The organism is Lacisediminihabitans sp. H27-G8 (assembly GCF_046156175.1).
Lineage (GTDB): Bacteria > Actinomycetota > Actinomycetes > Actinomycetales > Microbacteriaceae > Lacisediminihabitans.
Genome location: NZ_JAYLVL010000003.1, coordinates 550,920 through 577,651 on the forward strand (window position 1 = coordinate 550,920; position 26,732 = coordinate 577,651).

At 66.8% G+C, this 26,732-nt stretch carries 24 protein-coding genes and 1 tRNA gene; 8 read left to right on the forward strand and 17 right to left on the reverse strand.

What is annotated here, in order from left to right:
- Nucleotide 1: 1 nt before the first annotated feature.
- The 5 genes from aspS to VLI63_RS11965 form a co-directional block, all read right to left on the reverse strand.
- Nucleotides 2-1,774, reverse strand: a complete 1,773-nt coding sequence (aspS, locus tag VLI63_RS11945; protein ID WP_409157057.1) for an aspartate--tRNA ligase — start codon at nucleotides 1,772-1,774, stop codon at nucleotides 2-4.
- A 55-nt stretch (nucleotides 1,775-1,829) separates the two neighbouring features.
- Entirely contained in the window at nucleotides 1,830-2,441 is a 612-nt protein-coding gene (locus tag VLI63_RS11950; RefSeq protein WP_409157058.1) for a DedA family protein, read from the reverse strand.
- Nucleotides 2,434-3,291 carry an SGNH/GDSL hydrolase family protein gene (locus VLI63_RS11955; protein ID WP_409157059.1) on the reverse strand — a complete coding sequence of 286 codons (858 nt, stop codon included), beginning with the start codon at nucleotides 3,289-3,291 and terminating at the stop codon, nucleotides 2,434-2,436. The genes VLI63_RS11950 and VLI63_RS11955 overlap by 8 nt, the downstream gene beginning before the upstream one ends.
- Entirely contained in the window at nucleotides 3,288-4,421 is a 1,134-nt protein-coding gene (locus tag VLI63_RS11960; RefSeq protein ID WP_409157060.1) for a glycosyltransferase family 4 protein, read from the reverse strand. The genes VLI63_RS11955 and VLI63_RS11960 overlap by 4 nt, the downstream gene beginning before the upstream one ends.
- 104 nt (nucleotides 4,422-4,525) lie before the next feature.
- The gene (locus tag VLI63_RS11965; protein ID WP_409157061.1) at nucleotides 4,526-6,052 is read right to left on the reverse strand and encodes a SulP family inorganic anion transporter; all 1,527 of its coding nucleotides are present in this window, start codon (nucleotides 6,050-6,052) and stop codon (nucleotides 4,526-4,528) included.
- 183 nt (nucleotides 6,053-6,235) lie between these two features.
- Here VLI63_RS11965 and VLI63_RS11970 point away from each other — a divergent pair, with 183 nt between their 5' ends.
- On the forward strand, nucleotides 6,236-6,673 hold the full coding sequence (locus tag VLI63_RS11970; RefSeq protein ID WP_409157062.1) for a MerR family transcriptional regulator: 438 nt from the start codon (nucleotides 6,236-6,238) through the stop codon (nucleotides 6,671-6,673).
- A gap of 36 nt (nucleotides 6,674-6,709) precedes the next feature.
- On the opposite strand, the gene VLI63_RS11975 is transcribed toward VLI63_RS11970, so the two are convergent.
- From VLI63_RS11975 to VLI63_RS12015, 9 genes are all read right to left on the reverse strand, one after another.
- Nucleotides 6,710-6,783: transfer RNA gene (locus VLI63_RS11975), tRNA-Leu, on the reverse strand.
- Nucleotides 6,784-6,844: 61 nt separating this feature from the next.
- Nucleotides 6,845-8,164 carry an NAD(P)/FAD-dependent oxidoreductase gene (locus tag VLI63_RS11980; protein WP_409157063.1) on the reverse strand — a complete coding sequence of 440 codons (1,320 nt, stop codon included), beginning with the start codon at nucleotides 8,162-8,164 and terminating at the stop codon, nucleotides 6,845-6,847.
- Between the two features lie 10 nt (nucleotides 8,165-8,174).
- Nucleotides 8,175-9,434 carry a S8 family peptidase gene (locus VLI63_RS11985; protein ID WP_409157064.1) on the reverse strand — a complete coding sequence of 420 codons (1,260 nt, stop codon included), beginning with the start codon at nucleotides 9,432-9,434 and terminating at the stop codon, nucleotides 8,175-8,177.
- 7 nt (nucleotides 9,435-9,441) lie between these two features.
- Complete coding sequence (locus VLI63_RS11990) at nucleotides 9,442-9,939, reverse strand: DUF501 domain-containing protein (RefSeq protein ID WP_409157065.1); 498 nt, start codon at nucleotides 9,937-9,939, stop codon at nucleotides 9,442-9,444.
- Between the two features lie 18 nt (nucleotides 9,940-9,957).
- Nucleotides 9,958-10,503: an FtsB family cell division protein gene (locus VLI63_RS11995; RefSeq protein ID WP_409157066.1), complete on the reverse strand. Its 546-nt coding sequence runs from the start codon at nucleotides 10,501-10,503 to the stop codon at nucleotides 9,958-9,960.
- A gap of 73 nt (nucleotides 10,504-10,576) precedes the next feature.
- Nucleotides 10,577-11,857 carry a phosphopyruvate hydratase gene (gene eno / locus VLI63_RS12000; protein WP_409157067.1) on the reverse strand — a complete coding sequence of 427 codons (1,281 nt, stop codon included), beginning with the start codon at nucleotides 11,855-11,857 and terminating at the stop codon, nucleotides 10,577-10,579.
- A gap of 78 nt (nucleotides 11,858-11,935) precedes the next feature.
- Nucleotides 11,936-13,249, reverse strand: coding sequence for a histidine--tRNA ligase (locus tag VLI63_RS12005; protein WP_409157068.1), 1,314 nt, complete (start codon nucleotides 13,247-13,249; stop codon nucleotides 11,936-11,938).
- Nucleotides 13,242-13,853, reverse strand: coding sequence for a TetR family transcriptional regulator (locus VLI63_RS12010; protein ID WP_409157069.1), 612 nt, complete (start codon nucleotides 13,851-13,853; stop codon nucleotides 13,242-13,244). The genes VLI63_RS12005 and VLI63_RS12010 overlap by 8 nt, the downstream gene beginning before the upstream one ends.
- Nucleotides 13,854-14,206: 353 nt before the next feature.
- Nucleotides 14,207-14,926, reverse strand: a complete 720-nt coding sequence (locus tag VLI63_RS12015) for a YabN family protein (RefSeq protein WP_409157070.1) — start codon at nucleotides 14,924-14,926, stop codon at nucleotides 14,207-14,209.
- 54 nt (nucleotides 14,927-14,980) lie between these two features.
- Between VLI63_RS12015 and VLI63_RS12020 the strand changes: the two genes are divergently transcribed.
- From VLI63_RS12020 to VLI63_RS12035, 4 genes are all read left to right on the forward strand, one after another.
- The gene (locus VLI63_RS12020; RefSeq protein WP_409157071.1) at nucleotides 14,981-15,751 is read left to right on the forward strand and encodes a CPBP family intramembrane glutamic endopeptidase; all 771 of its coding nucleotides are present in this window, start codon (nucleotides 14,981-14,983) and stop codon (nucleotides 15,749-15,751) included.
- A 90-nt stretch (nucleotides 15,752-15,841) separates the two neighbouring features.
- Complete coding sequence (locus VLI63_RS12025) at nucleotides 15,842-17,914, forward strand: acyltransferase family protein (RefSeq protein ID WP_409157072.1); 2,073 nt, start codon at nucleotides 15,842-15,844, stop codon at nucleotides 17,912-17,914.
- Nucleotides 17,915-18,002: 88 nt separating this feature from the next.
- Nucleotides 18,003-18,941, forward strand: a complete 939-nt coding sequence (locus VLI63_RS12030; protein WP_409157073.1) for an ABC transporter ATP-binding protein — start codon at nucleotides 18,003-18,005, stop codon at nucleotides 18,939-18,941.
- Nucleotides 18,938-19,999 carry an ABC transporter permease gene (locus VLI63_RS12035; protein WP_409157074.1) on the forward strand — a complete coding sequence of 354 codons (1,062 nt, stop codon included), beginning with the start codon at nucleotides 18,938-18,940 and terminating at the stop codon, nucleotides 19,997-19,999. Before VLI63_RS12030 ends, VLI63_RS12035 begins: the two co-directional genes overlap by 4 nt.
- 30 nt (nucleotides 20,000-20,029) lie before the next feature.
- Here VLI63_RS12035 and VLI63_RS12040 read toward each other — a convergent pair whose 3' ends face one another.
- Nucleotides 20,030-21,481 (reverse strand): MFS transporter, encoded by a 1,452-nt coding sequence (locus VLI63_RS12040; protein WP_409157075.1) that lies wholly within the window; start codon nucleotides 21,479-21,481, stop codon nucleotides 20,030-20,032.
- 56 nt (nucleotides 21,482-21,537) lie between these two features.
- Here VLI63_RS12040 and VLI63_RS12045 point away from each other — a divergent pair, with 56 nt between their 5' ends.
- On the forward strand, nucleotides 21,538-22,371 hold the full coding sequence (locus VLI63_RS12045) for a DUF1206 domain-containing protein (RefSeq protein ID WP_409157076.1): 834 nt from the start codon (nucleotides 21,538-21,540) through the stop codon (nucleotides 22,369-22,371).
- Nucleotides 22,372-22,569: 198 nt separating this feature from the next.
- Nucleotides 22,570-23,325 (forward strand): SDR family NAD(P)-dependent oxidoreductase, encoded by a 756-nt coding sequence (locus VLI63_RS12050; RefSeq protein WP_409157077.1) that lies wholly within the window; start codon nucleotides 22,570-22,572, stop codon nucleotides 23,323-23,325.
- A gap of 125 nt (nucleotides 23,326-23,450) precedes the next feature.
- Here the strand turns inward: VLI63_RS12050 and VLI63_RS12055 are convergent, their stop codons facing one another.
- Entirely contained in the window at nucleotides 23,451-24,338 is an 888-nt protein-coding gene (locus VLI63_RS12055; protein WP_409157078.1) for an NAD(P)/FAD-dependent oxidoreductase, read from the reverse strand.
- Nucleotides 24,339-24,414: 76 nt separating this feature from the next.
- Here VLI63_RS12055 and VLI63_RS12060 point away from each other — a divergent pair, with 76 nt between their 5' ends.
- On the forward strand, nucleotides 24,415-24,999 hold the full coding sequence (locus tag VLI63_RS12060) for a helix-turn-helix domain-containing protein (protein ID WP_409157079.1): 585 nt from the start codon (nucleotides 24,415-24,417) through the stop codon (nucleotides 24,997-24,999).
- 48 nt (nucleotides 25,000-25,047) lie between these two features.
- Here VLI63_RS12060 and VLI63_RS12065 read toward each other — a convergent pair whose 3' ends face one another.
- Entirely contained in the window at nucleotides 25,048-26,406 is a 1,359-nt protein-coding gene (locus VLI63_RS12065; protein ID WP_409157080.1) for a DUF222 domain-containing protein, read from the reverse strand.
- Between the last annotated feature and the right edge of the window lie 326 nt (nucleotides 26,407-26,732).

Consider the following 26,732-nt stretch of genomic DNA (forward strand, 5'->3'; position numbering starts at 1 on the left):
CTCAGCCCCGCGGCACCGCGCGCACGCCGAGCGTGCGGTACAGCTCGGTCAGCTGCGCAGGCTCCAGCTCCGCCGGCGCGCCGGTGAGCGGGTCGTTGCCGCCGCCGGACTTGGGGAACGCGATCACGTCGCGGATCGAGTCCGTGCCGGCGAGGAGGGAGACGATGCGGTCGAAGCCCATGGCGAATCCGCCGTGCGGGGGTGCCCCGAAGGCGAAGGCCTGCAGCAGGAATCCGAACTTCTCCTGCGCCTCCTCGTGGGAGATGCCCATCACCTGGAAGACGCGCTCTTGTAGCTCGCGCGTGTTGATGCGGATGCTGCCGCCGCCGATCTCGTTGCCGTTGCAGACGATGTCGTAGGCCCAGGACAACGCGGACTCCGGCTCGGAGTCGAAGCTGTCGAGGAACTCGTCCTTCGGCGAAGTGAAGGCGTGGTGCACCGCGGTCCAGGCGCCCGCGCCGACAGCGACGTCGCCGCTGGCGACCGCATCGCCAGCCGGCTCGAAGAGAGGAGCATCGACAATCCAGGTGAAGGCCCAGGCCGTCGGATCGATCAGGTCGAGGCGCGCCGCGATCTCACCGCGAAGGGCTCCGAGCAGTCCGCGGGAGGCCTTCACTGCGCCGGCGGCGAAGAAGATGCAGTCGCCCGGCTTCGCCCCGGTGTGGGCCGCGAGGCCGTCGCGCTCCGCCTCGGAGAGGTTCTTGCCGACAGGACCGCGCAGCTCGCCGTCCTCGCCGACCAGCACATAGGCGAGCCCCTTTGCACCGCGCTGCTTGGCCCATTCCTGCCAGGCATCGAGGGTGCGGCGAGGCTGGTCGGCGCCACCGGGCATGACCACGGCCCCCACATACGGCGCTCGGAATACGCCGAACTCGGTGTCGGCGAAGTAGTCGGTGCACTCGACCAGCTCGAGTTCGAACCGCAGGTCCGGCTTGTCGGATCCGTAGCGGCGCATCGCCTCGGCGTAGGTCATCCGGGCGATCGGGGTGGTCAGTGTGACGCCGATGGTGCCCCACATCGCCGAGAGCACCTCTTCGGCGAGCGCGATCACGTCATCCTGCTCGACGAAGCTCATCTCCACGTCCAGCTGGGTGAATTCCGGCTGGCGATCCGCGCGGAAGTCCTCATCGCGGTAGCAGCGTGCGATCTGGAAGTACCGCTCGAAGCCGCCGACCATGAGCAGTTGCTTGAACAGCTGCGGACTCTGCGGAAGCGCGTAGAACGAGCCCGGCTTGAGGCGGGCGGGCACCAGGAAGTCGCGGGCGCCCTCCGGTGTGGAGTGCGTGAGGGTGGGGGTCTCCACTTCGATGAAGTCACGGTCGACGAGCACGTTGCGCACCGCTGCCGAGACCTTCGACCGCAGCTTGAGCGGGTAGGCGGCGGACTCCCGACGCAGGTCGAGGTAGCGGTAGGCCAGCCGCGTCTCCTCGCCCGGTTCGTCATCGAGCTGGAAGGGAAGCACGTCGCTCGCCGCGAGCACGGTGAGGCTGGTCGCCTCGACCTCGACCTCGCCGGAGGCGATCGCCGAGTTCACGTTGCCCTCGGGGCGCTCGCGCACGATGCCGGTGATCTTCACGCAGGATTCGACCCGCAGGCTGTCCGCTGTGGCGACCTGGGCGTCGCGGAAGGTCACCTGGGCGATGCCCGAAGAATCCCGGAGATCGATGAATGCCACGCCACCGTGGTTGCGGATTCGCGCCACCCAGCCGGAGAGTGTGACTTCGGTGCCGGCATCCGATCGTTGGAGGGCGGAGGCGTAGGTGGTTCTGTACATGGGTATCCCTGGGCTGTCGGTGGTCGCGAGACCGACTACCAGCCTAGGACACTGGTCACCGCGCGGCCCGCTCCCTTCTCAGCGTAACCAGCCGGTGGATGCCACCGATCGCCGCCGCGGACACCACGCCGAAGCTGATCGAAGCCGCAAGACCGAGGAAGGGGTTGGAGACGAAAAGCTCGCCCGCGGTCACCGCGACGCCTACGTGGTAGCCCGTGTAGATCGTCGCGGAGAGCAATGAGAAGACGAGATATCGCCTCACCGGCAGACCGGTCGCGCCCGCGGTCATGGTGACCGCGACGCGCACGAAGGGCAAGAATTTCGCCCCGACGAGGATCACTCCGGGATTGTGCTCGATGCGGGCGGATGCCCACTCGAGGCCGCGCTGTGCTCTCGCCCCCCGCATCCAGACCCACCTCCTCGGGTGGATGGAGCGGCCGATCAGGAAGGCGATCCCGTCTCCCACCATCGTCGCCGCGGTCGCCACCAGCAACACCACGAGCGGGTCTGGTCCGTGCCCGGAGGCTCCGAGAGCCGCGAGGGTGACCACCATCGTCTCCCCCGGCACCAGCGGAAAGAAACCGTCGATGACGAGCAGCGCGACGAGGGCCACAAGTGCCCAGGGCGACCGGGCGACGGCGAAGACCACATCGGTGAGGTCACTCACGGGCACCCTCCGCCCGCTCTCTCATCAACCGGCGGAGTCCCCCCTTCGGCGGCACCTCCACGGGATGCGGCCAGCGCGGCTCCGTCCAGTCGCCGAGGGTGACCCGCCGGATCTTGCGATGGAGCAGCGGCACAACCCAGTCGCGCACCCACTGGCCCTGGTCGGCCAGCCAGCGGGAGGTCGATCGTGATTCGAGCGCGTCGAACTGCTTCGGCGTGATGGAGTGCCGGACGGCGAGCACGTCGAGCACCCGGGCGGCGAGGAGCTTGTGTCCGAACTTCGAGAGGTGCAAGCGGTCGGCAGACCACATCCGCCGGTCCTGGTAGCCGTCGAAGGTCCAGTAATCCACGAGCGTCGCCCCGTATTTCTGCGCGATCCGGCGCACGCCCTCGTTGTAGGCATGATTGCGACGGCGGAACAACCAGACGACGGGATACAGCGGAACGTCGTATCCCGTGAACAGCAGCAGGGTCGCTCCGGTCTCGGACAGCGCCTTCACGAGCCTCTCGTAGTCCTCGAGGATGGATCGGATCTCCGTGCCCGGGTCGAGCACGTCGTTCCCGCCAGCGTAGAGCGTGATGAGGGTCGGATGCAGCCGGAGGGCTGCGTCCAGCTGATCGGTGACGACTTCGCGGATTCTCTTGCTTCGCACCGCGAGGTTCGCGTACCGCCAGCCGGGTTCTGCTTTCGCCAGCTTCTCGGCGACACGGTCGGCCCAGCCACGCACGCCGTTCGGCAGTCGCGCATCCGGATCCCCCACGCCCTCGGTGAACGAGTCCCCCAGCGCGACGAAGAGACGTGCCGAGGTGACATCCTCCCCCACTCGCGGTGTATCGGCCGTTCTGGTCACCGTCGCAGCAGGAGCGCGTGCTGGGCGATCGCGAGTTCGAAGTGGTGGATCAGCAACTCACAGACCACGGGCCAGGTGCGGCCCTGCACGCTCTCGAAAGCGGCCTCGCCGAAGGCCGCGCGCTTGGCATCGTCACCCACGAGGTCCACGACCCGACGGCGCAGCTGGCCGAGGTCGCCCGGGGTGTAGAGCCAGCCGGTGCGCGAAGAATCCACCAGGTCGACCGGGCCGCCGCGACCCGTCGCCACCACCGGCACTCCGGATGCCATTGCCTCCTGGATGGTCTGGCAGAAGGTCTCGAATTCGCCCGGATGCACGAACAGGTCGACGCTGGCCAGTGCGGTCGCCAGCTCCTCGCCGCCCAGGAAACCGGTGAAATAGGCCGTCGGCAGCAGTGCTTCGAGCGTCTCCCTCTCTGGGCCGTCACCGACGATGACCAGTCGGGTGCCCTCGATACCGGCGAGTGCGGCGAGGTCTTCCACCTGCTTCTCGACCGCGAGTCGTCCCACGAAGCCGATGAGGGTCTCACCGTTCGGCGCTGCTTTCGCGCGGAACGCGGCGCTGCGCTTGCCGGGGTGGAACCGTGTCGTATCGACTCCGCGACCCCACAGCTCCACTCTCGGGATGCCGTGCAGCTCCAGTTGCCGTGCCGCGGAGAGCGAGGGGGCGAGAGTGCGTGTCGCCAGCTGGTGGATCGAGATCACCCGCTGCCAGGCCCATGCTTCGAGAAACGGAAGACCGTACTTGCCGAGGTATCCCGGCACGTCGGTCTGGTAGACGGCGACCGTAGGTATGCCCAGTTGATCGGCCGCCCGCATGGCCCGTCGCCCGAGTTCGAACGGCGAGGCGAGGTGAACGACATCCGGGGCGAAGTTCGCGAGGATGCGGCGGACCTTCGAGACGCCCCCGACGGCGAGGCGCACATCGGAATATCCGGCGACGGAAACCGATGGCAGCCGCACGACCCGCACGCCGTCACCGCGATCGACGTCGTTCGCGTCGACCGCCGAAGGGGCTATCACCAGCACCTCGTCGCCCCGACGGACGAGATGCTCGAGAACACGCTGCAGAGAGTGCGTGACTCCGTTGACGAGGGGAAGGTAGGTCTCAGCGACAATCGCGATCCTCATGCTTCGACGGTGTCATCCGCCTGTGGTCAGCGATCTTCTTTTGGGTGTCTGTCAGCCAAGGGCCAAGTGAACTCTTGGGTTCAGTCGGGACCCATCGGCCGCGGTCAGTGATCCGCGCCGAGGTTGCCTGCAAGGCGCGCGTGCATCGCGGTGCTGGCGAGGTTCATCCCTGTGATGCTCACGGTCTTGCCGTGCCGTTCGTACTTGTCGGTGATCCCGTCGAGGGCCGCGACTGTGGAGGCGTCCCAGACGTGCGATTCTGACATGTCGATCACCACCCGTGCGGGATCCTCCGCGTAGTCGAATTGGGTGGTGAGGTCGTTACTCGAGGCGAAGAAGAGCTCTCCGTTTACGGCGTAGCGTGCGGTGGCGACGCCGTCTTCTGTCGTCACTGTCCGTTCGACGGTGACGAGATGGGCGACCCGACGCGCAAAGGCGACGGTCGCGATGACCACTCCGACCACCACGCCGATCGCGAGGTTGTTGGTGAGCACCACGACGATGACGGTCGCCACCATCACGATCGTCTCGCTTTTCGGCATCCGCTTCAGCGTGGACCAGCGCACACTATGCCAGTCGAACGTGCCGACGGACACCATGATCATCACGGCCACCAGAGCCGCCATCGGGATGGTCGCGACGATGTCGCCGAGGCCGACGACGAGGATCAGCAGGAACACTCCGGCGAGGAAGGTAGAGATGCGGGTTCGGGCGCCGGAGGCCTTCACGTTGATCATGGTCTGGCCGATCATGGCGCAGCCGCCCATTCCGCCGAAGAGTCCGGACAGGATATTCGCGGCTCCCTGGCCCAGGGTCTCGCGGGTCTTGTTGGATCGGGTGTCGGTGATGTCATCGACGAGCTTGGCCGTCATGAGGGACTCCATCAGTCCGACCAGCGCCATGGCGAGCGAGAAGGGGGCGATGATCGCGAGGGTCTCCCATGCGATCGGAACATGCACGATGAACAGCTGCGGCAGGCTCCTCGGTAGCGCTCCCTCGTCTCCGACGGTCGGGACTCTGATTGCGGTGACCACGACGGCGAGAGTGATCAGGACGATGGCGACGAGTGGCGCCGGCACAACCCTGGTGAGCCGCGGCATCACCACCATGATGGCGATACCGGCCGCGACCAGCGGATACACCAGCCAGGGCACACCGATCAGGTTCGGTAGCTGGGCCGAGAAGATCAGGATCGCCAGCGCATTGACGAAGCCGACCATGACGCTCCGGGGGATGAATCGCATCAGCTTGGCGACGCCGAGCAGTCCGAGAACGATCTGGAACAGGCCCGCCAGAATGACGGCAACGATGAGGTAGTCGAGACCGTGGTCTCGCACGAGAGGGGCGACAACGAGCGCGATCGCGCCCGTCGCAGCCGTGATCATGGCGGGACGTCCTCCCAAGAAAGCGATGGACACCGCCATGACGAAAGAGGAGAACAGCCCGACCCGTGGGTCCACCCCGGCGATGATCGAGAATGAGATCGCCTCCGGGATCAGTGCCATGGCGACCACGAGGCCCGCGAGCACCTCACGGGTGAGGATGCGAGGCGACCGAAGCGCGGTCAACACCGTCGGCTCCGCCCGATATGGCTGAATTGTGGAACGTGTCGATCTTCTGGTGATTGCCATGGCGGCCTCCGGACAGGGGGCTCTCTCGTGAGAGCCGGTGAGTGAGAGTAGTGAGCGCATCGCTGCGCAGTCCCAGCACAGTCGTGTTCGACTATGGGGTGAGTTCGAGCTGGCGCTCAGGAGAATATCGACCAGCGCTGTAACACTACCCTAACGTAAGGGTTACTTGCGAGGAGGCACGACATGGAACGAGCTGAAGCGACGATGCACATCGGCGAACTCGCGGAGCGGACCGGCCTGTCCCTCCGCACGATCCGGCACTACGACGAAGTGGGACTCCTCGAACCCACCGGCCGTACCGTGGGGGGATTCCGGCTCTACACGCACGACGATTTCAGTCGCCTGATGGTGATCCGCCGCATGAAGCCGCTCGGATTCACCCTCGAGGAGATGACCGAGTTGCTGCGAATCGTCGATTCGTTCAGCAGCGACCGGGCCAGATCGGAAGCCCCCGGGGAGTCGGACAACCCCGGGCAGTCAGAAAATCCTGGGCAATCGGAAAATCCTGAGGAGCGCGCGAAACTCGACAACTTCATCGCCCAGGCCGTCGACCGGCGGGCGAAGCTCGAGCAGCAGCTGGCGATGGCCGATGAGTTTCTGGAGCTTCTGCGCGCGAAGTGAGACTTCCACGGGGCGCGGTCAACGAGCAGGCACGGGTGCCCCCACAGGGATTCGAACCCTGACTTGGACGATTTTAAGTCGTCTGCCTCTGCCGATTGGGCTATAGGGGCGAGCAGCACCAGTCTGCCAGTCCGTCCACCCGGTCGGTCGACCCGCGCGATGAGGGTGTGGCTACGCCTTGGGGCGCGACGCGAAGGTCTCGAAAGCCTCGCGAGGGGTCTCGCGGGCTTCGATCGACACGACGTCGCGACGGAGAAGGAAGTTGTCCACCCAGCCGCTGAAGACCCGGATCTTGCGCTCCCACGTGGGGATCGCGAGCACGTGGTATCCGCGGTGCATGAACCAGGCGGGGATGCCCGTGATGCCGATCTTGCCGGACTGGAACGCACCCTCACCGAGTCCGAGACCGGCGACGGCCCCGAGGTTCTTGTGGAAGTAGTCCTTTGGCAGGTCCCCGCGAAGGGTCGCGATGATGTTCTTCGACATCAACTTGCCCTGGCGCACGGCGTGCTGGGCGTTCGGAACGCAGAAGCCACCGACACCGGCACCCGTGAGGTCCGGAACGGCCGAGACATCGCCGGCGCCCCAGGCGTCCGCCACCACACCGTCGTCGTTGATGACCCGGAGGTCGGGCTGCACGCGAAGGCGACCGCGTTCCTCGATGGGAAGGTCGGTGTTGCGCAGCATGGGGCTTGCCATGACGCCCGCCGTCCAGACGATGAGGTCGGTCTCGAAGGTCTCGCCGGTGGAGAGTTCGATGACGCCGTCGACCGCGGAGGTCAGCTGGGTCTCGAGGTGGATCTGGGCGCCGCGCTGGGCGTAATTCTTGATGACCCAGAGGCTCGTCTTGAGCGACACCTCCGGCATGATGCGCCCCATCGCCTCGATGAGGTGGAAGTGGGTGTCATCGAAGGTGATGGTCGGGTAGTAACGCAGCAGGGCACTGGCGAGGCTGCGCAGTTCGCCGAAGATCTCGATGCCGGCGAATCCGCCACCGACCACCGTGAAGGTGAGAAGGCGGTCACGCTCGGGGCCGGCCGGAAGAAGGGCGGCTTTGTCGAAGTTGGTGAGCACGCGGTCGCGGATCGCGGCGGCCTCTTCGATGGTCTTGAGGCCGATGGCCTGGTCGGCGACTCCCGGAATCGGGAAGGTACGCGACACGGATCCCGCGGTGACCACGATGATGTCGTATTCGAACTCCCACGGGTCGCCGATCTCCGGCGTGATCGTGGCGGTCTTATTGGCATGGCTGATGCCGGTGACCTTCGCGGTGATGATCGTGGTCTTCTCGAGATGACGACGGTGAGAGACCACCGCGTGACGCGGCTCGATCGACCCGGCCGCAACCTCCGGAAGGAAGGGCTGGTAGGTCATGTAGGGAAGCGGATCAACGATGGTGACCTCGGCCTCACCCGGGCGCAGTGAGCCCTCCAGCTTGAGAGCAGTGTAGAAACCGGCGTAGCCGCCGCCGACGATCAGGATTTTAGGCACGTCGGTAAGTCTATGGCCTGCGCCGCGGACTCTTGGACTCTCGTAGTCGAATCGCCTCGCGGAAAATGCTCCGCAGCACAAGTATCAGCAACGTCGCAAACACAGCGTAGACCAGAACCGGTATACCGATGTCCCTCAAATCGCCGACCGCGGGCAACACCCGGCCGAAGGGGCTCACCGGCGCCGCGACCGCCGTCGGAGCTGGGCGGGGGGACGGGGGCGCCGAGCTCGTCGGAGACGGCACGGTGGTTGCGACAGCCCGGCGATTCAGGCGGATCCAGTTCTTCAATTCGTCGGCCGGATCGGTTGCAACGCTTGCAACGGTGGCGCTCACGGCGGCGGATGCATCGAACAGCCCGCTGCCGTAGACGATGGGGTTGCCCTGGGATCGGGCGGTGGCCGTGAGCCGGTTGATCACATTGCCGGCGCTGATCGCGGGATGCGAGGCCTTGATCAGGGCGAGCACACCCGCCACGAGCGGAGTGGCACCGCTCGTGCCCGCCCAGCTGTAGTAACCCCCGCCAGGAGCCGCTCCGACGAGCCCTTCGCTGGGGGCGGACACCGAGAGGGTGATGCCCTGCGACGAGGCGTCGAAGCTCGCGGTGCCGTTCTGGTCGACACCGGCAACGACGACGACCCCCGGCATGGTCGCCGGTGCGCCGACCTCCGTTGTGCCGCTGCCCCGGTTGCCGGCGGCGGCGACCACGATCACCCCCTTCTCCATCGCGTAGAGGAAGGCGTCATCCCAGCTCGTCGGCCAGTCGAGCGTGTTGCGAGTGAGCGACATGTTGATGATGTCTGCGCCATGATCCACCGACCAGCGCACCGCTTGCGCGATCTGGTCGTCGGAGCCGACGCTGCCAACACCGAAGCCCACTGACACCGAGAGGATCTTGGCCTCCGGGGCCACCCCGAGGATGCCGAGACCGGTTCCGTGACCGTGCCCGGCGAGCAGGGAGGCCACCATCGTGCCGTGCTGGCTGTCGGAGCCGATGGGGGTCTGCCCGTTCGCGGAGCCCACTCCCGAGACATCCGTTCCGCCGATCACCGTGCCGGTGAGGTCGGGATGCGATCCGTCGACACCGGTATCGATGACCGCAATCGTGACGTCCGCGCCCTTGGTCGTTGCCCAGGCCTTTTGCACGCCGTAGTCGGCGAGCCAGTACTCCCGGTCGCGGATGTTGTCGGCAGATGCCGGAGAGGCGACGAACACGGTCGCCGCGATTGCCAGCACGAGGGCGGCAGCCACCCCGGCGCGGGCCCGTGTCACAGTGCCGCTAGTCGCACTGGCAGACCAGCGGCGACCACTCCGCCTGCTCGAGGGCGAGATCGCCGATGGGGTTCACCCCGGGTCCCGCGGCAAGTGCATGCCCGGCGAGGGCGTGGAGGCATTTGACCCGGAGGGGCATGCCCCCGGCCGAGATTCCCGCGATCTCTTCGACGAATTCGAGGCCCTCCCGGTCGGCGAGGTACGCGTGGTGAGCGGCGAGGTAGTCCGCGCCAACGGTCTCGTCGGCGAGCAGCTGCTGCAACTGCGCCATCACACCGTTGGCTTCGAGGGTGGAGATCGCGGCGGTCGCGGCGGGGTGCGAGAGGTAGTACAGCGTGGGGAAGGGGGTGCCGTCATCGAGGCGCGGACGGGTCGCCACCACGGTGGGGTTGCCGCAGACGCAGCGTGCGGCGATGCCGATCACGTTGCGGGCGGGTCGTCCGAGCTGGCGGGAGACCGCGTCGATGTCGGCCGCGGTGGGAGCCGCGAAGGGTGGAGTGGTCATGGCTGTATCGACTGCCTGTTACTTCGACTGGCCGGAGATGACCGGCGCGACGATCTTGTTGGCCGGGGCATCGGTGAGTCCGGCCGTGAATACCGAGGAGAGCATGGACTTGACCCAGTCCACCTGGGTGGTCTGCAGCTTGTCGCTGATCGGCTGGCCGTTGGCCGTCGTCGGGGTCGCGGCAGCGGCATCCGTGATCAGGTAGCTGTACTCGCCCGGGAAGACGTAGTCGAGACGTTCGCGAGCGAGCGCTTCGATGTACTTGGGATCACTCCAGCGCGCCTTCTGCCCCTTGAGGTCTTCCACCGCGGTTTTCGACGCGGCGACCTGGGCCTGCAGGGTGGCGATCTGCTGGCGCTGTTCCACCAGGATGCGCAACGACGGCGCGAGCACGACGATGAACATCACGATGAGCACGAGTGCCGTGATCGCGAACCCGGACAGACGGATGCTGCGCAGCCACTGTCCGGACGGCGCCTCCGCCGGCATCTGCACGGGAACACGCTGCACCGGCACACGCCGCGAGGAGCTGCGCGTGTGCCGGGTGCGGCTGTCCTTGGTCATGCCTCGAGCCTAACCGCGCGAATCCGCCCGGCGCCTCGACACGTCGCTGGCGCTCCCACTCGGTGAGGGAGAGTCAGCCCTTGAAGCGCGGGAAGGCGCTGCGACCGGCGTAAACGGCTGCCTCGGCGAGCTCCTCTTCGATGCGCAGCAGCTGGTTGTACTTGGCGACGCGCTCGCTTCGTGCCGGCGCGCCCGTCTTGATCTGCCCGGAGTCTGTCGCGACCGCGAGGTCGGCGATCGTGGTGTCCTCGGTCTCGCCAGAGCGGTGCGAGAGCATAGCCGTGTAGCCGGCGCGCTGGGCGAGGGAGACCGCATCCAGGGTCTCGGTGAGGGTACCGATCTGGTTCACCTTGATGAGGATGGAGTTGGCTGCCCCGAGGTCGAGGCCCTTCTGCAGGCGCGTCGGGTTGGTGACGAACAGATCGTCGCCCACGATCTGTACCTTGCCGCCGAGCTCCGCGGTGAAGTGCTGGTAGCCCTCCCAGTCGTCTTCCTGCAGCGGGTCTTCGATCGACACGAGCGGGTAGTTTGCGGCGAGGTCGGCGAAGTAGGCGGTGAGCTCGAGTGCGGAGAGCTGCTTGTTCTCGAAGTGGTACGAGCCGTCCCTGTAGAACTCGGTGGCGGCGACATCCGTCGCGAGAGCGATATCGTGGCCGAGCGTGAAGCCGGCCTGCTCGATCGCCGTGGCGATGAGGTCGAGTGCCTCGCGGTTGCTCGACAGGTTCGGGGCGAAACCGCCCTCGTCGCCGAGTCCGGTGGAGAGTCCCTTCGACTGCAGCAGTGACTTGAGGGAGTGGTAGGTCTCCACGCCCCAGCGCAGCGCCTCGCTGAACGTCGATGCGCCGAGCGGCACGATCATGAATTCCTGCACGTCGATGTCGTTGTCCGCGTGCGAGCCGCCGTTGATGATGTTGAGGAGCGGCACCGGAAGGGTGTGAGCGTTCGGTCCGCCGACATAGCGGAACAGCGGGAGGTCGGCCGAGTCGGCTGCGGCCTTCGCGACGGCGAGCGAGACACCGAGGATGGCGTTGGCGCCGAGTTTCTTCTTGTTGTCGGTGCCATCGAGCTGGATCATGGCCTGGTCGATGAGGCGCTGGTCGGTGGCGTCGAAGCCCTCCAAGGCCGGTCCGATCGTGTCGATGACGGCCGATACGGCCTTCTGCACGCCCTTGCCGCCGTAGCGCTTCTTGTCGCCGTCGCGCAGCTCGTAGGCCTCGAACGCGCCGGTGGATGCCCCGGAGGGAACTGATGCGCGGGCGACGATGCCGTCTTCGAGAAGCACCTCGACCTCGACTGTCGGGTTTCCTCGGGAATCGAGGATTTCGCGGGCGCCTACTGCTTCGATCAAAGCCACGACGGGACTCCTTAACGTTGGGGGATTTGCGTTCGCCATCCTACTCGGCGGCCCGTTCCCCGACTCGGCGGCCGGGCCCTACTCGGTCGAGAGTGCACGCATCCGGAGGTCGGCAACGGTCGCCGTCGTCGCCGAGACCGTTGCCATCTCGACGAACCCGGATGCCGCAAGCTGCGCGAGCAGCGGCTTCAGGTTGCGCGGTGCGCGCTCCAATCGCACGCGCCGTCCGCTCTCGATGAGCTCGCTCTTCAGTTGCATCAGGATGTCGGATGTCACTTCACTGTCATACACGAGGGCGACGCCTCCCGTGCCCTCCCCCTCCTGCAACCGCGCGAGATCCACGATGCGCTCGAAGCCGATCGAGAAGCCCGCCGCCGGAACATCCACGCCAAGGAAGCGACCGATCATGCCGTCATAGCGTCCGCCGCCGCCGAGCGAATAGGGCAGCTCGGGGTGCACGACCTCGAAGATGGCGCCGGTGTAGTAGCCCATGCCCCGCACGAGGAAGGGGTCGAACTCGATGGCGGGCCTCGACGCTGTCGCCGCGCTAGCCCCTCGACCGCCGGCACCGCCGACCGCCTGCCCGATCGCGACGAGCTCCGCCACCACCGCGTCATCCGCGTCCTCGGGGAGTGCCTTGCGGATGGCGCGCTCGCCGAACGTGAGGAACTCCATGGTCTGCGGGCGGCGGAAGAAGGTCTCGAGCGCATCGACCGCCACGGCATCCACCCCGCGCTCGCGCAACTCTGCGATGACGCCGTCCTGGCCCACCTTGTCGAGCTTGTCGATGGTGATGAGCACCTGGTCGTGTGAGTCGGCGGCAAAACCGAGTGTTGTCAGCATGCCGATGAGCAGGCGGCGGTCATTGATGCGGATGGTGCAGCCCACGAGGCCGAGGGCCGCCAGAGTGTCGGCGGTGGCGGTGAGCAGCTCGATCTCGGCGAGCGGACCGGCCTCACCGATGATGTCGATGTCGCACTGCACGAACTGGCGGTAACGCCCCTTCTGCGGTCGCTCCGCACGCCAGACCGGGGCGGCCTGGATGGCACGGAACACCGTGGGCAGCTCCGCCCGGTGGCTCGCATAGAACCGGGCGAGCGGCACGGTGAGGTCGAAGCGCAGCCCGAGGTCGGCGAGGTCGAGGGCATCCGTCGCCGCGGCGATGTCTGCCGCGGTGAGGCCACGCTTGAGCACCCCATAGGCCAACTTCTCGTTGTCGCCGCCGAGTCCGGCGTGCAGGCGGGCGGAATCCTCCATCACCGGCGTCTCGATCTCGTCGAAACCATGGGCCGCGAAGACCGAACGGATGACCGCGAGGACGCGTTCACGCCGCGCCTTGTCGGCGGGCAGGAAGTCACGCATTCCGCGCGAGGGATTTACCGGGCTAGCCATTCCTCGATTGTTCCATGACGGCCAGGTCCCGGATGCGCCGGCCGTAGTGGTCGAGGGCCCGCTCGAAGGCGGCGGTGCTGCGCTCGACATCCCTCGTGACGATGAGGTCGTAGTGCAGTCCGTACATCGTGACCACGATGATGCGCACCTCGAGCTCAGCGTCGGCGCGCGGAACACCCAGCTTCACGAGCGCCTCGACACCCGCGCGGTGCCAGCGTTCGAAAGATGCCAGGGTGATGCGGTCGGGAAGCAGATCGTGTGACTCGAGCATCGCCGCCTCGAACTCGAGACGCTGCAGTTGCAGGCTGCGCTCATCGAGCGACAGCCGCCACGAGTTGTGGAGGTTTTCGAGGTGCTGATCGAGCAGCCCGGTCTCTTCATCGACGGTGCCGACCACGTGGTCCTGACGCTCGGACACCGCAAGGACGACCTCGCGAACGAGTTGGGCGCGCGAGCCGAAGTGGTAGACGAGCGTGTAGGTGCTCACGGCGAGGGCCTCGGCGAGAGTGCGGAAGGTCAGACCGGAGAGCGGCTTGTCGAGTAGGTAGTCGACGATCTCCGCGAGCAGCGCCGGCTTGCGATCGAGGTCCTTGGGGCGCGCCACGCGATAAACATAACGCACGTTTGAAGAATCCCGCCAGAGCAGGTACACTATGGTGAGGCATGCAAGTGCCGGCGCCGTCGATGCGAATCCGGCGCATGCATCAATCGCCTCAACACCACCGCAGACCTGTCCAGAATTCAGCAGCAGGTGCGGTGCCCATAAGCAGGGCCGTCGGATCGGGTAATTCGTCGGCCTGTGGCCGAAGCGGCTTTTCACTGCGGAATTCCCAGTAAAACCAGCTGCTTCGGACTGAGGTGCCCCTCTCATTCGGGTTGAGGGGGGCACCATTTCAGTTCTCGGCCGGTTCAGTTCTCGGCCGGTTCAGTTCTCGGCCGGTTCAGTTCTCGGCCCGTTCATTTCTCGGCGAGGCGGATGCTGTCTTGGAGTTCTCGTAACGTCCCACGGAGTGCGCGTTCGGCGTCCAGTCCCCGGGCCTTCGCTGCGGAGACGATGGACAGCAACAGGGCACCGAGCTGTTGCTCGTCGAGTTGTCGCGCGTCGGGTTGTTGAGTATCGGGTTGTTGGGTATCGGGCTGTTGGGTATCGAACACCGCAGCCGCGGCATCCACCTCAAGCCCCACCCGGCGGGCGCGACCAAGGAGCTTGTCGGCGAGCGCGAGGGAGGGCATGCCCTGCGGGATGCCATCGAGCACGCTCGTGCGGCGCGGTTTCTCCTCGGCCTTGCGCACGTCCCAGAGGGCGACCACCTCGTCCGAAGTGTCGGCACTCGCGTCGCCGAAGACATGCGGATGCCGCCCGATCATCTTCGCCGTCATGTGCGCGGCGACATCCTCGATGGTGAATTCGCCGGCCTCCGCTGCGAGGTCGGAGTGGAAGATCACCTGATAGAGCACATCACCGAGTTCCTCGATCAGATCCTCCCGCCGTGTCGGCGAACCCGGGTCGGTCTCGATGGCGTCGATGAGCTCGTAGGTCTCCTCGATGAGGTACTGCACGAGAGACTCGTGCGTCTGCTCGCGGTCCCACGCGCATCCCCCGGGCGCCCGCAGGCGGGCGAGCACGGCGATCAGCTCGTCGAGCTTCGGGTGGGGCGGGGCGAGGGGTTCACTCATGGGTCCATCCTGCCGCGCCCAGCTTCGGCCGGAGGTCACCGGCCAGAATGAACTGTGCTCTCCCCCGAAGACCCGGCGACCCGGGCCATCCTGCTGGTCGTGCTCGCCGGGCTGGTGGTGCTTCTGGTATATCGCGCCGTGCGCAAGGATCGCAACGAGTTCCAGCGCTTCAAGCGTTTCGAACGCACGCGCAACCGTCAGCGGATGATGCGCACATGGTTTCTCGACTCCCTGACCGTGTTCGGTGGCTCGGCCGTGATCATCCTGCTGCTCGCCGGGCAGTTCGTGCCGCTCTTCCAGCGGCAGGTGGACGGCTGGCCGATCGGCCTCTGGTGGCGGTCCCTGCTCGCCGGCACCGGCGGTCTCGTTCCCGGCCTCGCAACGGGGCTGGCGGTCGCTGTCGTGGGCGGCACCATCGCCGCGGTAGCACTCGCACGCCGATCCGAGTCCGTGCCGACGATCGGTGACATCAGTGCGCTACTCCCCCGCAACCGTCCGGAACTGGTGCTCGGGGCGGTTCTCTCGGTGAATGCGGGAGTCGTCGAGGAGCTTCTGTTCCGCCTCGCCGTGCCGGCCCTGGTTTTCGGCGCAACCGGAAGCGCATCGGCCGCCGCCATCGCGAGCGTCCTGCTCTTCGGGGCGCTGCACTTCTACCAGGGCTGGCCCGGCATCGTAGGAGCCACCGTGATCGGAGCCATGCTGATGGTGCTGTACCTGGCCACCGGAAGCATCCTCGTTGCCATCGTGGCGCACGCCGTGATCGACCTGCGGTCGCTCGTTCTGATTCCGATGCTGGTCTTCGGCGTGCAGCGGGTGCGCGGGTAACCATCGCGGGACGGTGGTGTTAACGGCACGTAAACCATCCCCGAAGTGGTCACACGCCGGCGCGCAGCATGTAAGGCTTTAGGTCGCAAGATGCCGCTTACCCTTCTGGCATTCACCACCCTCGTGCTCCCGCGGCCGATCACTGTCAACTGGGAGACGAACTTGAGTACGACTGGCGCACGAACATTCCGGCCGGACATCCAGGGCCTTCGCGCCATCGCTGTGCTGTTGGTACTCGTGTACCACGCGGGCATCGCTGTGGTGCCAGGGGGCTATATCGGCGTCGACATCTTCCTCGTCGTATCGGGATTCCTGATCACCGGACACCTGCTCGATCAGCTCGAGCGCAACTCGCGCATCGACTTCGTCAACTTCTACGCCCGACGCGTCCGACGGATCCTGCCGGCGTCGATGGTCGTGCTCGTCCTGACGGTGCTCGGCGCGATCGCTCTCGTGCCGCCGCTGCAGAGAGTGGCGGTGATGCAGGATGCCCTCGCGACCGCGCTCTACGTGCCGAACTACTGGTTCGCCATCCAAGGCACCAACTACCTCGCGGCAGAAGCCCCGTCGATGTTCCAGCACTACTGGTCCCTCGGCATCGAGGAGCAGTTCTACCTGTTCTGGCCCGCGCTCCTGGGTCTCGGCTACTTCCTCGTGCGTCGATCGAGGCGCGGCCTGTTCATCCTGATGGCCGTGCTGGTCGTCGCGTCCTTCGCCTTCAGCGTGTGGCAGCTGCAGCAGTCGCAGCCCTGGGCATTCTTCTCGCTGCCGTCGCGCGCCTGGGAACTCGGAGTCGGGGGCCTCGTCGCCTTCGCCCTCTCGAAGGGGGCGCGCTGGGCTCAGGGGGCGCCGGTCGCGATCCTCGGATGGGGCGGTCTCATCGGACTGCTCGCCCTCGCCGCGACCTACAACGAGAGCACGGTGTTCCCAGGCGTGAACGCACTGCTTCCGGTGCTCGCCACCGCGGCACTCATCATCGGCGGCACGGCGGGTCATGCGCTCAGTCCGGTAAGGACCTTGAGCATCGCGCCGCTGCAGTGGTTCGGAATGATCTCCTACTCGCTTTACCTGGTGCACTGGCCGATCCTGATGCTCGCGCAGGCCGCGATCGGGCTGCAGGAACCGCTGTTGCTGACTTCCAGGATCGGGCTCGCGCTCGTGGCGATTCCCGTCGCCTACTTCCTCTACGTGTTGGTGGAGAACCCGGCCCGCACCGCAGAGTTCTGGGCCAAGGCCCGGCCGCGGCGCACGCTGGTGAGTGGCCTCATCGCCTCCGTCGCCGTTCTCGGGCTGAGCGCCGGCTCGCTCGCCGTGATCTCCACCTCCACCCTGAGCACCAACCGCACGGCCGCCTCGAGCGCGGCGAGCCTCAAACCCCTCGGCACGGCGTACGTTCCCTCGAACCTGAAGCCGTCTCTGCAGAATGCCGATACGGACAATCCCGTGATCTACGCAAACGGATGCCACCGCGAATTCGACTCCGTCGACGCCGCAGGATGCCTCGTCGGCACGAACCCGTCCGCGCCGATAGTCGCTCTCTTCGGTGACTCGCACGCGGCCCAGTGGTACCCCGCGCTGGCCGTGATGGCCCAAGCCGGCGAGATCAGGCTCGACGTGAATACCAAGAGTTCGTGCCCGTCGGTGTCGATCGACGTGCGCCGCGACGGCTCCTTGTACACCGAGTGCACGCGCTGGAGGGCCGCCGTCATCGAGCGTCTCACCGCGGAGGCCCCCGCGGTGGTGCTTCTCGCCAACTACGGGCGGGCGGATATCGGCGGCTCGCCCGACAGGTTCGCGGAATCCTGGGGCAAGGGGCTCCAGACGACCATCGAGGCGCTCGCACCCTCGAAGGTGGCGATTCTCTCCGACACTCCCGACATGGGGTCCCCTCCGGCGATCTGCCTGTCCTCCCACCTCGAGGATGCGACGAAGTGCGCCCGACCGGCGAATGAAGCGATCAACCAGGATGTCCGCACCGTCGAACAGGCGGAGAGAGGGGCTCAGTACCTCGACTTCATCGGCTATTTCTGTGACGAGCGAAGCTGCCCGGCGGTCATCGGGAGCACTCTCGTCTACCGCGATTCGCACCACATGACGGCGACCTTCAGTGCCGGACTGAGCGACGTGGTCGGGGCGCAGGTGAAGAAGCTGATTGCCGGCTAGGCGCGCGCCGAAATGCTGCACTCCCCGCAGGACGTTTGCTTGGCGGGCCGCCACCCGATGCGGCGGCAGCACCGTCTAGGTTGAGACTGTGACTGAAACTCAGGCCGAGGCTTCCATCGTCGTCGAGAATGTGGCGCGCGCCTTCGGAGAGGTGAAGGCTGTGCGCGATGCCAGTTTCGTGGCCCCGCCCGGAACGGTGACAGCGCTCATCGGTCCAAACGGCTCGGGGAAGACCACCCTGCTGCTCATGCTCGCCTCGCTGTTGCGACCCGACTCCGGCAGCATCCGTATCGCCGGATTCGACCCCGTCGACGACACCGCAGCGGTGCGGTCTCGACTCGGATGGATGCCCGACATGCTCGGATCGTGGGATGCCCTCAGCGTTCGGGCAACCCTCGAGACCACGGCCCGGCTCTATCGCATGGATGTCGCAAGCGCGGCCGCGCGCGCGGACGAACTGATATCGCTTGTCGGGCTGGAGCCGTTGGCCGCCCAACCGACGCGCGTGCTCTCGCGCGGCCAGAAGCAGAGGCTCAGCCTCGCCAGGGCGCTCGTGCACGATCCCCTCGTGCTGCTGCTCGACGAACCGGCCTCCGGCCTCGACCCACAGGCTCGCGTCGAGCTGCGCCAGCTGGTGCGGAGAGTCGCCGGTGAGGGCAAGACCGTGCTGATCTCCAGCCACGATCTCGCCGAACTCGACGAGATGGCGGATGGCGCCGTCTACCTCCAGCACGGCGTCACGGCTAGTGCCGAGAGTGTCAATCGCACCAGGGGGACGGCCCGGCCGTGGCGCATCCGGTCGGTGGACCGTGCGGCGCTTGAGGCCGCACTGCTCGCGGCGGGGGTCGATGCCTCCGCGATCGTGGTCGACCGGGATGAACTGCTTGTGCCGATGCAGGGAGAAGCCGCGGCATCCGCCCTGCTCACCGCCATCGTCGCAGCGGGGGTCGCTATCAGTACCTTCGCGCCCGCCGTCGGCGATCTCGAACATACCTATCTGGACCTGAACCGAGGCGGCTCCGAATGAACGACTTCTTTTCCGGTGTCGGCGTGATCGTCTCGCTGGAACTGCGTCAGCGCGTGCGTGGGCGGGCCTGGTATGTGCTGCTCGGCATTTTCGTGGGCCTCATCGCCCTGGTGACCGTGCTGTTGACCATCGCTCTCGGGGCGACCAGCGCGAATGCAGCGAGCGGAGGAGCGATCTTCTCCACGATCATCTACTTCGTCCTTCTACTCGGCACCCTCGTGGCACCGGCCCTCGGTGGCAACGCGATCAATGGCGATCGGGATGCCGGCACACTCGCGACCACGCAGGTGACCCTGGTGTCCACCGGCCAGATCGTGATCGGCAAGTTCATCGCGGCCTGGATCACCGCTCTCGGCTTCCTCGCCGTTTCGGTGCCGTTCCTGCTGTACTCCGCGCTGCTCGGTGGGCTGAGTGGTGCGGCAATCGCCGTGTCCATTCTCGTGCTCGCGGTCGAGCTCGGTGTGGTTTCCGCGATCGGAGTCGGGCTCTCTGGCCTGCTGAATCGGCCTCTCTTCTCGATCGTGGCGACCTACCTCGTGGTGGCCTCGCTCAGCATCGGCACTCTCATCGTTTTTGGACTCGGCGGCCTGGTTGCGCAGACACCGCAGACCTCCAGCAGAACCGACGGGACCAGCTACGACTCGAACGGCGTCGCCACAGAATGCGGACCGACGACCAAACAGGTTTCCAGTGTTCCGCGATTCGACTATTTCTGGGGAGTGCTCTCGGCCAACCCATACGTCCTGTTGGCGGATGCGGTGCCCACCCACTACGACTCGCGCGGCAATGTGACCGACCTGTTCGGCACCATCAAGGCCGGGGTACGAGCGGTGCAGATTCCTCCCGAAGACACGATCACGTATGACTCCTGCAGCCTCGCGGCCTCCCCCGGCACCGACCCGAGCCCCGTTGCCCGCACGATAATCGAGTCGACGCTGCCGGTCTGGGCGGTCGGACTGCTCATTCAGCTGGCTCTTTCGGCTGCGGCTCTCGCCGGCGCTGTGGTGCGCACGAAGACACCGGCCGGCCGGCTGTCGCGCGGCAGCCGCATTGCCTGAGCGCCCGGTAGCACCACCGGGTCACCCGGATTAGGTGGCCGGCTCCAGTCCGGCATCCCGTGCCTCGACCTGCTCCACCGTGGTGCGCGGCATCGCGAAGGCCGCCGCGACCGTCGCGACCGCGGCGACCGCCACGGCGATGAACACGGCACCGGATGCCGCCTCGACGCTCGACGGCACCTTCTCGCTTCCGCCGATCGACTGGAAGATCCCATTGGCGATCGCACCGAAGATGGCGACACCGAGGGCGCTGCCGATCGACCGGGAGAACAGGTTGGTGCCGGTGACGACCCCGCGCTCGTTCCACTGGACGCTCGCCTGGGCGGCGATGAGGCTCGGGGTTGCCACGAGCCCCATGCCGAGACCCACCACGAAGCAACTCGAGGCGACGAGGGCGATGCTCGGAGTCTGGCTGGTGAGGGCCAGGACCAGCGTGCCGGTCACCGCCACGGCCATGCCGATGAGCACGGTGTTGCGAAAGCCGATGCGCAGGTACAGCTTGCCGGATTGCGAGGCCGCGATGGGCCATCCGATGGTGAGGGCGGCGAGGGCGAGGCCCGCGACGAGGGGCGGCGCCCCGACCGAGCGCTCGAGGTAGGTGGGCACATACGAGGTGAGCCCGATGAGCACCGCCCCGACGCCCAACGAGATGAAGGCGGTGGTGAGCAGCAGCCGGCGAGAGAAGACCCACAGCGGCAGCACCGGTTCGGCGGCATACTTCTCCGCAATCACGAATCCGGCGAGAAGGACGGCACCCAGTGCGAAGGCTCCGATGCTCTGCGGCGCGTTCCACGCCCAGGCCTGGCCGCCCTCGAGCACGGCGAGGATGATCAGGCTGAGGGATGCCGTGAGCAGGGTGGCTCCCAGGTAGTCGACTCTGTGTCGCGTGCGCTCGATCTTCTCGTGGAAGACCCGCACCAGAAGCACCATCGCAAGAATGCAGAGTGGCACGTTCACGAAGAAGATCCAGCGCCAGGAGAGGAACTGCGAGAACACGCCGCCGAGTGTCGGGCCGACGACGGATGACACGGCCCAGACGCTCGCGAGGTATCCCTGCGTCTTCGCCCGCTCTGCGACCGTGTAGATGTCTCCCGCGATCGTGATGGCCATGGGCTGCACGGCTCCGGCACCGAGTCCCTGGATGGCGCGGAAGGCGATCAGAGCCGGCATGCTCCAGGCGAATCCGCACAGGATCGACCCCACGAGGAACAGAGCGATACCGATGAGGATGATCGGCTTGCGGCCGAGCGTGTCGGAGAGTTTCGCGTACACCGGCACCGAGACCGCTTGCGCGAGCAGGTAGATGGAGAACAGCCACGGGAACGCGGAGAAACCGCCGATGTCACCGACGATCGACGGGACTGCGGTCGCGAGGATCGTGGAGTCGATCGCCACGAGGCCGGTCGTCACCATCAGTGCAATGAGGATCGGACCGCGTTCGGAACGGAATCCCACGTCGAGGGTCTGGGGCGGAGAGGTCATTAAGTCTGTAAGCGACCGATCGCGCGCTTCATTCCCGGCGGCGTACACTCAGCGGCATGTCCCCCTCCCCCGCGTCTCGTTCCTCCGCCTCGAACATCGCCCGCCAGGCGAAGAACAGCCCGATTCTCGCGATGCTCGCGCGCACCGGATATGCGGTCAACGGCATCCTGCACCTCCTGATCGGCGGTATCGCCATCGGTGTCGCGTCGGGAGTCGGTGCCGGCTCCGGTGGTGAGGCTGACCAGTCGGGGGCTCTCGGCGCGCTCGCCTCCGCGCCCGGCGGGGTATTGGTGCTCTGGGTCGTCTTCGTGGGACTCGCCGCGCTCGGCATCTGGCAGCTGCTCTCGGCAGCGCTGGTACGTGAGCCGGATGCCACCAAGCGCGCCGCCCAAGTGGCCGGCGAACTGGGCAAAGCGGTGGCCTACCTCGCGATCGCCGTCACCGCCCTCACCTTCGCCCGCGGGGGAAGCAGCAACTCCGCATCGAGCACCTCGAGCTTCAGTGCCACGCTTCTGGCCAGCCCGGGCGGGGTGTTCCTGCTCGTGGTGCTCGGTCTCGGGGTTCTCGCGATCGGGGTGGTCTTCGTGGTGCGGGGCGTGCGGCGGTCGTTCACGAAGCACATCCGGGTACCGGGCGGCACAGCCGGAAAGGCCGTGATCGCGCTCGGGGTCGTGGGTTACGTGGCCAAGGGGATCGCGGTCGGGGTGGTGGGCATCCTCTTCATCGTCGCCGCCGCGACCACGAACGCCTCGCAGGCCACCGGACTGGATGGCGCGCTGAAGGCCCTGCTCGGGTTGCCGTTCGGCGGGGTGATCCTCGTCGTCGTCGGCCTCGGTGTCATCGCCTACGGGCTCTACTGCTTCGCCCGGGCACGGCTGGCACAGCTGTAGCCCGAGTTCTGCGAGGAGGCGCACTTCGGGACGCCGCGCCTTCGGGACGCCGCGCCATTGGGACGCCGCGCCTTCGGGACGTCGCGCCTTCGGGACGCCGCGCCTTCGGGACGTCGCGTTTTTGGGACGAAAGGCCCGTGCGCTGCACCTCTCGCGGGATCAGGATGAAGTGTCATCCCTCAACGGTTGGAGATTCCCATGGCAACCTACGACGTCGCACACCGCTCGGCCATTGTGACCGGTGCCGCATCGGGCATCGGTCGAGCGATCGCCCTCGAACTCGCCGCGAACGGCGCTTCGGTCATCGTCGCCGACCTCACAGATGCGCCGCTGGTCACTCTCCTCGAGCAGATCCGAGCAGCCGGCGGCACCGCCGAGAAGATCGTCGGTGATGTCTCCGATCCCGATTTCGCGATCGCCTGCGTGGCGGACGCGAACGCACTCGCCCCGCTGCGGATCGCCGTGAACAACGCGGGTATCGGAGGCGAGCAGAACCTGATCGGTGACTACTCCCTCGAGGGCTGGCGCAAGGTGATCGAGGTCAACCTCAACGCGGTCTTCTACGGCCTCAGGGCCCAGTTGCCGTCGATGGCCGAGAACGGCGGCGGATCGATCATCAATATGGCCTCCATCCTCGGAAGCGTCGGCTTCCCGACCTCCAGCGCCTACGTCACCGCCAAGCACGGCCTGCTCGGGCTCACCCAGAACGCCGCGCTCGAATACGGCGCGAAGAAGGTGCGCACCAATGCGGTGGGCCCCGGATTCATCCACACTCCGCTCGTCGACAGTGCCCTGGATGACGCCACCCAGGACTTCCTCGCCGCCAAGCACGCACTCGGCCGCCTCGGAACACCGGAGGAGGTCTCGGGTCTGGTCTGTTTCCTCGCCTCGGATGCCGCCTCGTTCATCTCGGGCAGCTACCACCTGGTCGATGGCGGATACGTGGCGCAGTAGCGGTGGCGCAGTAGCGGTGGCCCAGTGGCGGTGGCGCTGCGGCAAGCACGCAGCGGCCGCGCCTCACTGGCAGGCACGCACTGGCAGGCACGCAGAGGCAGGCACGCAGTGGCGGTGGCTCGTCGCTAAGGCGCGGCCGGCGGCAGCACGAGCGCGAACACGGCTCCCGTGCCCGCGGCGTGCCCGGAGCCGACCGCGAGGTTCACCTGCATCGCGTTGGCGCTCTGGTCGCCCGCTGCGAAAACTCCCGCGACGGTGGTCTGACCGTAGCCATCGAGCTGGAGAAGTCCGTCGTCTCGACGCGCGCAACCGAGCGCATCCGCGAGTTCCGTGCGCTGGGTCCACTCCTGCTGCACGAACGCGCGTCCGAAGGTCTCGCTGCGGCCGTCGGTGAAGCTGACCTCGAGTCCGTCGACACCCGGCTTCATCTCCGCGATCTCGGTGCTCTCGCTGTAGCTCAGGTCGTCGACCCAGGCGGGCAGCATCGCCGCCATGTGTGTGAGGTAGTCGCTCGTGCCAGCGACCAGCACATGGAGGTCGCGTGACTCGTAGCCATCGCAGAACGGACAGTTCACGACGCTCGTGCCCCACAGCGCATCCGCGCCGGGGATCGTCGACGGCGCGAACTGCACCCCCTGGGCGAGCACGATCGTCCTCGCGGTGAGCATCTCCGGAGGCGAACCCTCCGCGCTGCTGACGATCCGAAAGCCCCCGTCGACGGCCCCCGCCGAGGTCACCGTCGCCTGCAGCCGTTCGAAGGTCGGATAGGCCGCCAACTGTTCCAGCGCTCGCGCGTAGAGAGCGGAGGGGGCTTCGCCATCGTGCAGGAACACCCCGCCGGCGTGCGTGGTGCGCAGGTTGTTCTGGGCGCCGGCGTCGATGAGCAGCACCCGACGGCGCGCGCGTGCGAGCACCATCGAGGCGGCCAGCCCCGCGGCTCCACCGCCGATGACGATCGAGTCGAAGTCGAAGTCGGCGGAGGCGGCAGTGGTCGGGGGTTCCGGGTTCGTCATTCCTCGAGCATCCGGCTTCAAGCGCCGTATGGGCAAACTTGTTTGCCATTTCGGCAACACACGCGATACTGGAGGGATGTCCGATTCCGCAATCCTCGATGACGTCGGCTCCCGGCTCCGCACCCTGCGAACCGAGCGGGGTCTCACCCTCGCGGACCTGGCTGAGACCACCGGCATATCGGTGAGCACCCTGTCCCGTCTCGAATCCGGTCAGCGCAAAGCGACGCTCGAGCTCCTGCTGCCGATCTCGCGAGCTCACCAGCTCACCCTCGACGATCTCGTGACGCCGCTTCAGGTCGCCGATCCCCGGGTGCGGACCCGCGGGTCCCACCGTTCCGGTGTCACCACCTTTCCGCTGACCCGAGAGCCGTCGGCGATCGCCGCCTTCAAGCAGGTGATCGCCGCCTCGAAAGAGGTGCGGCATCCCACTCCCGGCGTGCACGAGGGCTACGAGTGGCTCTATGTGTTGAGCGGAAAGCTGCGACTCGTGCTCGGTCCCCACGATCTCACCCTGGTGCCCGGCGAGGTCGCCGAGTTCGACACCCGGGTGCCGCACTGGTTCGGCAGTGCCGACCAAGGTCGTGTCGAATACCTGACGCTGTTCAGCAAGCAGGGCGAGCGGATGCACGTGGCGGTCAGCACCGGCGGTCCGCAGAAATAGTACGAGGTCAGTGGCGTGGATTCGCGATTGCAGGCGGGTCTCGCATCATCACTCCCGCCGCACGGTCGGCACCGGTGGGCGTCCACCCCGCCGTGGACGACGGCGGACATCCACCGATGACGGCGGCGTGAACCACGGCACGTTGTCGATCACCTCGATGCCCCAACCGTCGCGATGCACGGTGTGGTGGTGCTTGATGCAGAGCAGGATTCCGTTGGCCAGGTCGGTCGCCCCGCCGTGCGACCACCAGCGCAGGTGATGAGCCTCGGTATGGCTCGGCGGACGGGAGCAACCGGCCACGGCGCATCCGCCTTCGCGTTCGGCGAGTGCGAGGCGCTGGGCCTTGCTGAACAGTCGGCGCGATATCCCGAAGTCGAGCACCTCGCCCACTCCGTCCAGCACGGCCGGGATGAGGTGCGCGTCGGCCGCGAGGTGACGGGCGGTGCCAGCTGAGATCGGTTGCTCGATACCGTCGATCTGGGCCTCGCCGACCCCGCCGAGCAGGGAGTCGAGGGTCATCCGCACCACGATCGTGGCCGACGGCAGCGGTACGGAGGTGCTGTCACAGGAGATGGCATGACGGGCCAGCTCGACGACGGCATCCGCCGCGATCTGGGCAAGAGTGCGGGAATCAGGCACCGGATCGGGCTCGGGTGCGTCGGCATTCGGAGCACCGAGGTCAGGCTCGTGAAAACGCGGAGCACGGATGACCTGGCCGACCTGCGCGTCGATGGCGGCGTCGAGAAAGGCGGATCCCGCGGGGTCGAGATCGAGCCGATAGCGCTTCATCCCGTTGGCGAGGATGCTGCGGCGCAGGGAGCGCCGTTCGACAAGGTCACCCTCCCGCTGTTCGATGCCGTCCACGTCGAGCGCATCGCGCCAGCGAGCGGCGACCGCGCGCACCATGTCCGCCGGCGACTCCAGCGCGAACTTCACAAGTGCCAGCTCGGCGGAGACGAGATCGTCCCGCTGCGCACGCGGCGACGCCTGGGTGAGCGCCGTGACGATGTGATTGGCGGAGTCGAGGGGGATGATCGCGGCACGGACGGCGTCGGCGACGGTCGGGAACGCGGGTGGCATCCGCTCGCCGAGCAGCGTGACGCGATCTGAAGTGGCCTCGGCGACCCGGCACAGCCGCTGCCCCTCGGCCGCCGTGATGTGACCCACGTCGGCGAGCATCACTGCCGCGCTGGTGCTGCCGAGACGCGAGGCGAGGCCGTCGAGCCCCAGGCTGGACCGGGACCGCTTCACCACCTCGGCCGCCAGCCGCACCAGCCGCGAGTCGGCGGCGTGCCGAAGTTCGAACCCGCGCTCGAGCGCATCGAGCAGTGCGGCATCGGTGAGTGATTCGGCATCGGGGGCGCTCTCGACGTCGGTATCGGGGTGCGTCGCGGTCGGGGTGGTCATGAGGACAGTGTCGTAGTGGCCACCGACATTTGTGAACGCAATATCGCCGTTGACCAGCTGTTTCTGTGGGGAACTCAGCGAAACGGCAATTGTGGAGGAGAGGGTGTACCGGCGCCGGAACAGCCCAGGTTCGGGTTGGAAGCCGCTGATGATGACGAGAGATCACCGGTACTCGATCGGATCACGGGACGTCCGGAACTCGTTGAGGAGATCAGTTTTTGCTACGTTCAGACCTGCCCGCTTTATCGGCGAGGGCAACAGCGGGGTCTACCGCTGACGAGGAACGCCGTGATGGTGATTCGACGCACAATCACGGGCGTTGCGTA

Coding starts and splice junctions, on each gene's coding strand:
- aspS (WP_409157057.1), bottom strand. CDS start 1,774: ATGTACAGAACCACCTACGCCTCCGCCCTCCAACGATCGGATGCCGGC.
- VLI63_RS11960 (WP_409157060.1), bottom strand. CDS start 4,421: ATGAGGATCGCGATTGTCGCTGAGACCTACCTTCCCCTCGTCAACGGA.
- VLI63_RS11965 (WP_409157061.1), bottom strand. CDS start 6,052: ATGGCAATCACCAGAAGATCGACACGTTCCACAATTCAGCCATATCGG.
- VLI63_RS11970 (WP_409157062.1), top strand. CDS start 6,236: ATGGAACGAGCTGAAGCGACGATGCACATCGGCGAACTCGCGGAGCGG.
- VLI63_RS11990 (WP_409157065.1), bottom strand. CDS start 9,939: ATGACCACTCCACCCTTCGCGGCTCCCACCGCGGCCGACATCGACGCG.
- VLI63_RS11995 (WP_409157066.1), bottom strand. CDS start 10,503: ATGACCAAGGACAGCCGCACCCGGCACACGCGCAGCTCCTCGCGGCGT.
- VLI63_RS12005 (WP_409157068.1), bottom strand. CDS start 13,249: ATGGCTAGCCCGGTAAATCCCTCGCGCGGAATGCGTGACTTCCTGCCC.
- VLI63_RS12015 (WP_409157070.1), bottom strand. CDS start 14,926: ATGAGTGAACCCCTCGCCCCGCCCCACCCGAAGCTCGACGAGCTGATC.
- VLI63_RS12025 (WP_409157072.1), top strand. CDS start 15,842: ATGCCGCTTACCCTTCTGGCATTCACCACCCTCGTGCTCCCGCGGCCG.
- VLI63_RS12035 (WP_409157074.1), top strand. CDS start 18,938: ATGAACGACTTCTTTTCCGGTGTCGGCGTGATCGTCTCGCTGGAACTG.
- VLI63_RS12040 (WP_409157075.1), bottom strand. CDS start 21,481: ATGACCTCTCCGCCCCAGACCCTCGACGTGGGATTCCGTTCCGAACGC.
- VLI63_RS12045 (WP_409157076.1), top strand. CDS start 21,538: ATGTCCCCCTCCCCCGCGTCTCGTTCCTCCGCCTCGAACATCGCCCGC.
- VLI63_RS12050 (WP_409157077.1), top strand. CDS start 22,570: ATGGCAACCTACGACGTCGCACACCGCTCGGCCATTGTGACCGGTGCC.
- VLI63_RS12055 (WP_409157078.1), bottom strand. CDS start 24,338: ATGACGAACCCGGAACCCCCGACCACTGCCGCCTCCGCCGACTTCGAC.
- VLI63_RS12060 (WP_409157079.1), top strand. CDS start 24,415: ATGTCCGATTCCGCAATCCTCGATGACGTCGGCTCCCGGCTCCGCACC.
- VLI63_RS12065 (WP_409157080.1), bottom strand. CDS start 26,406: ATGACCACCCCGACCGCGACGCACCCCGATACCGACGTCGAGAGCGCC.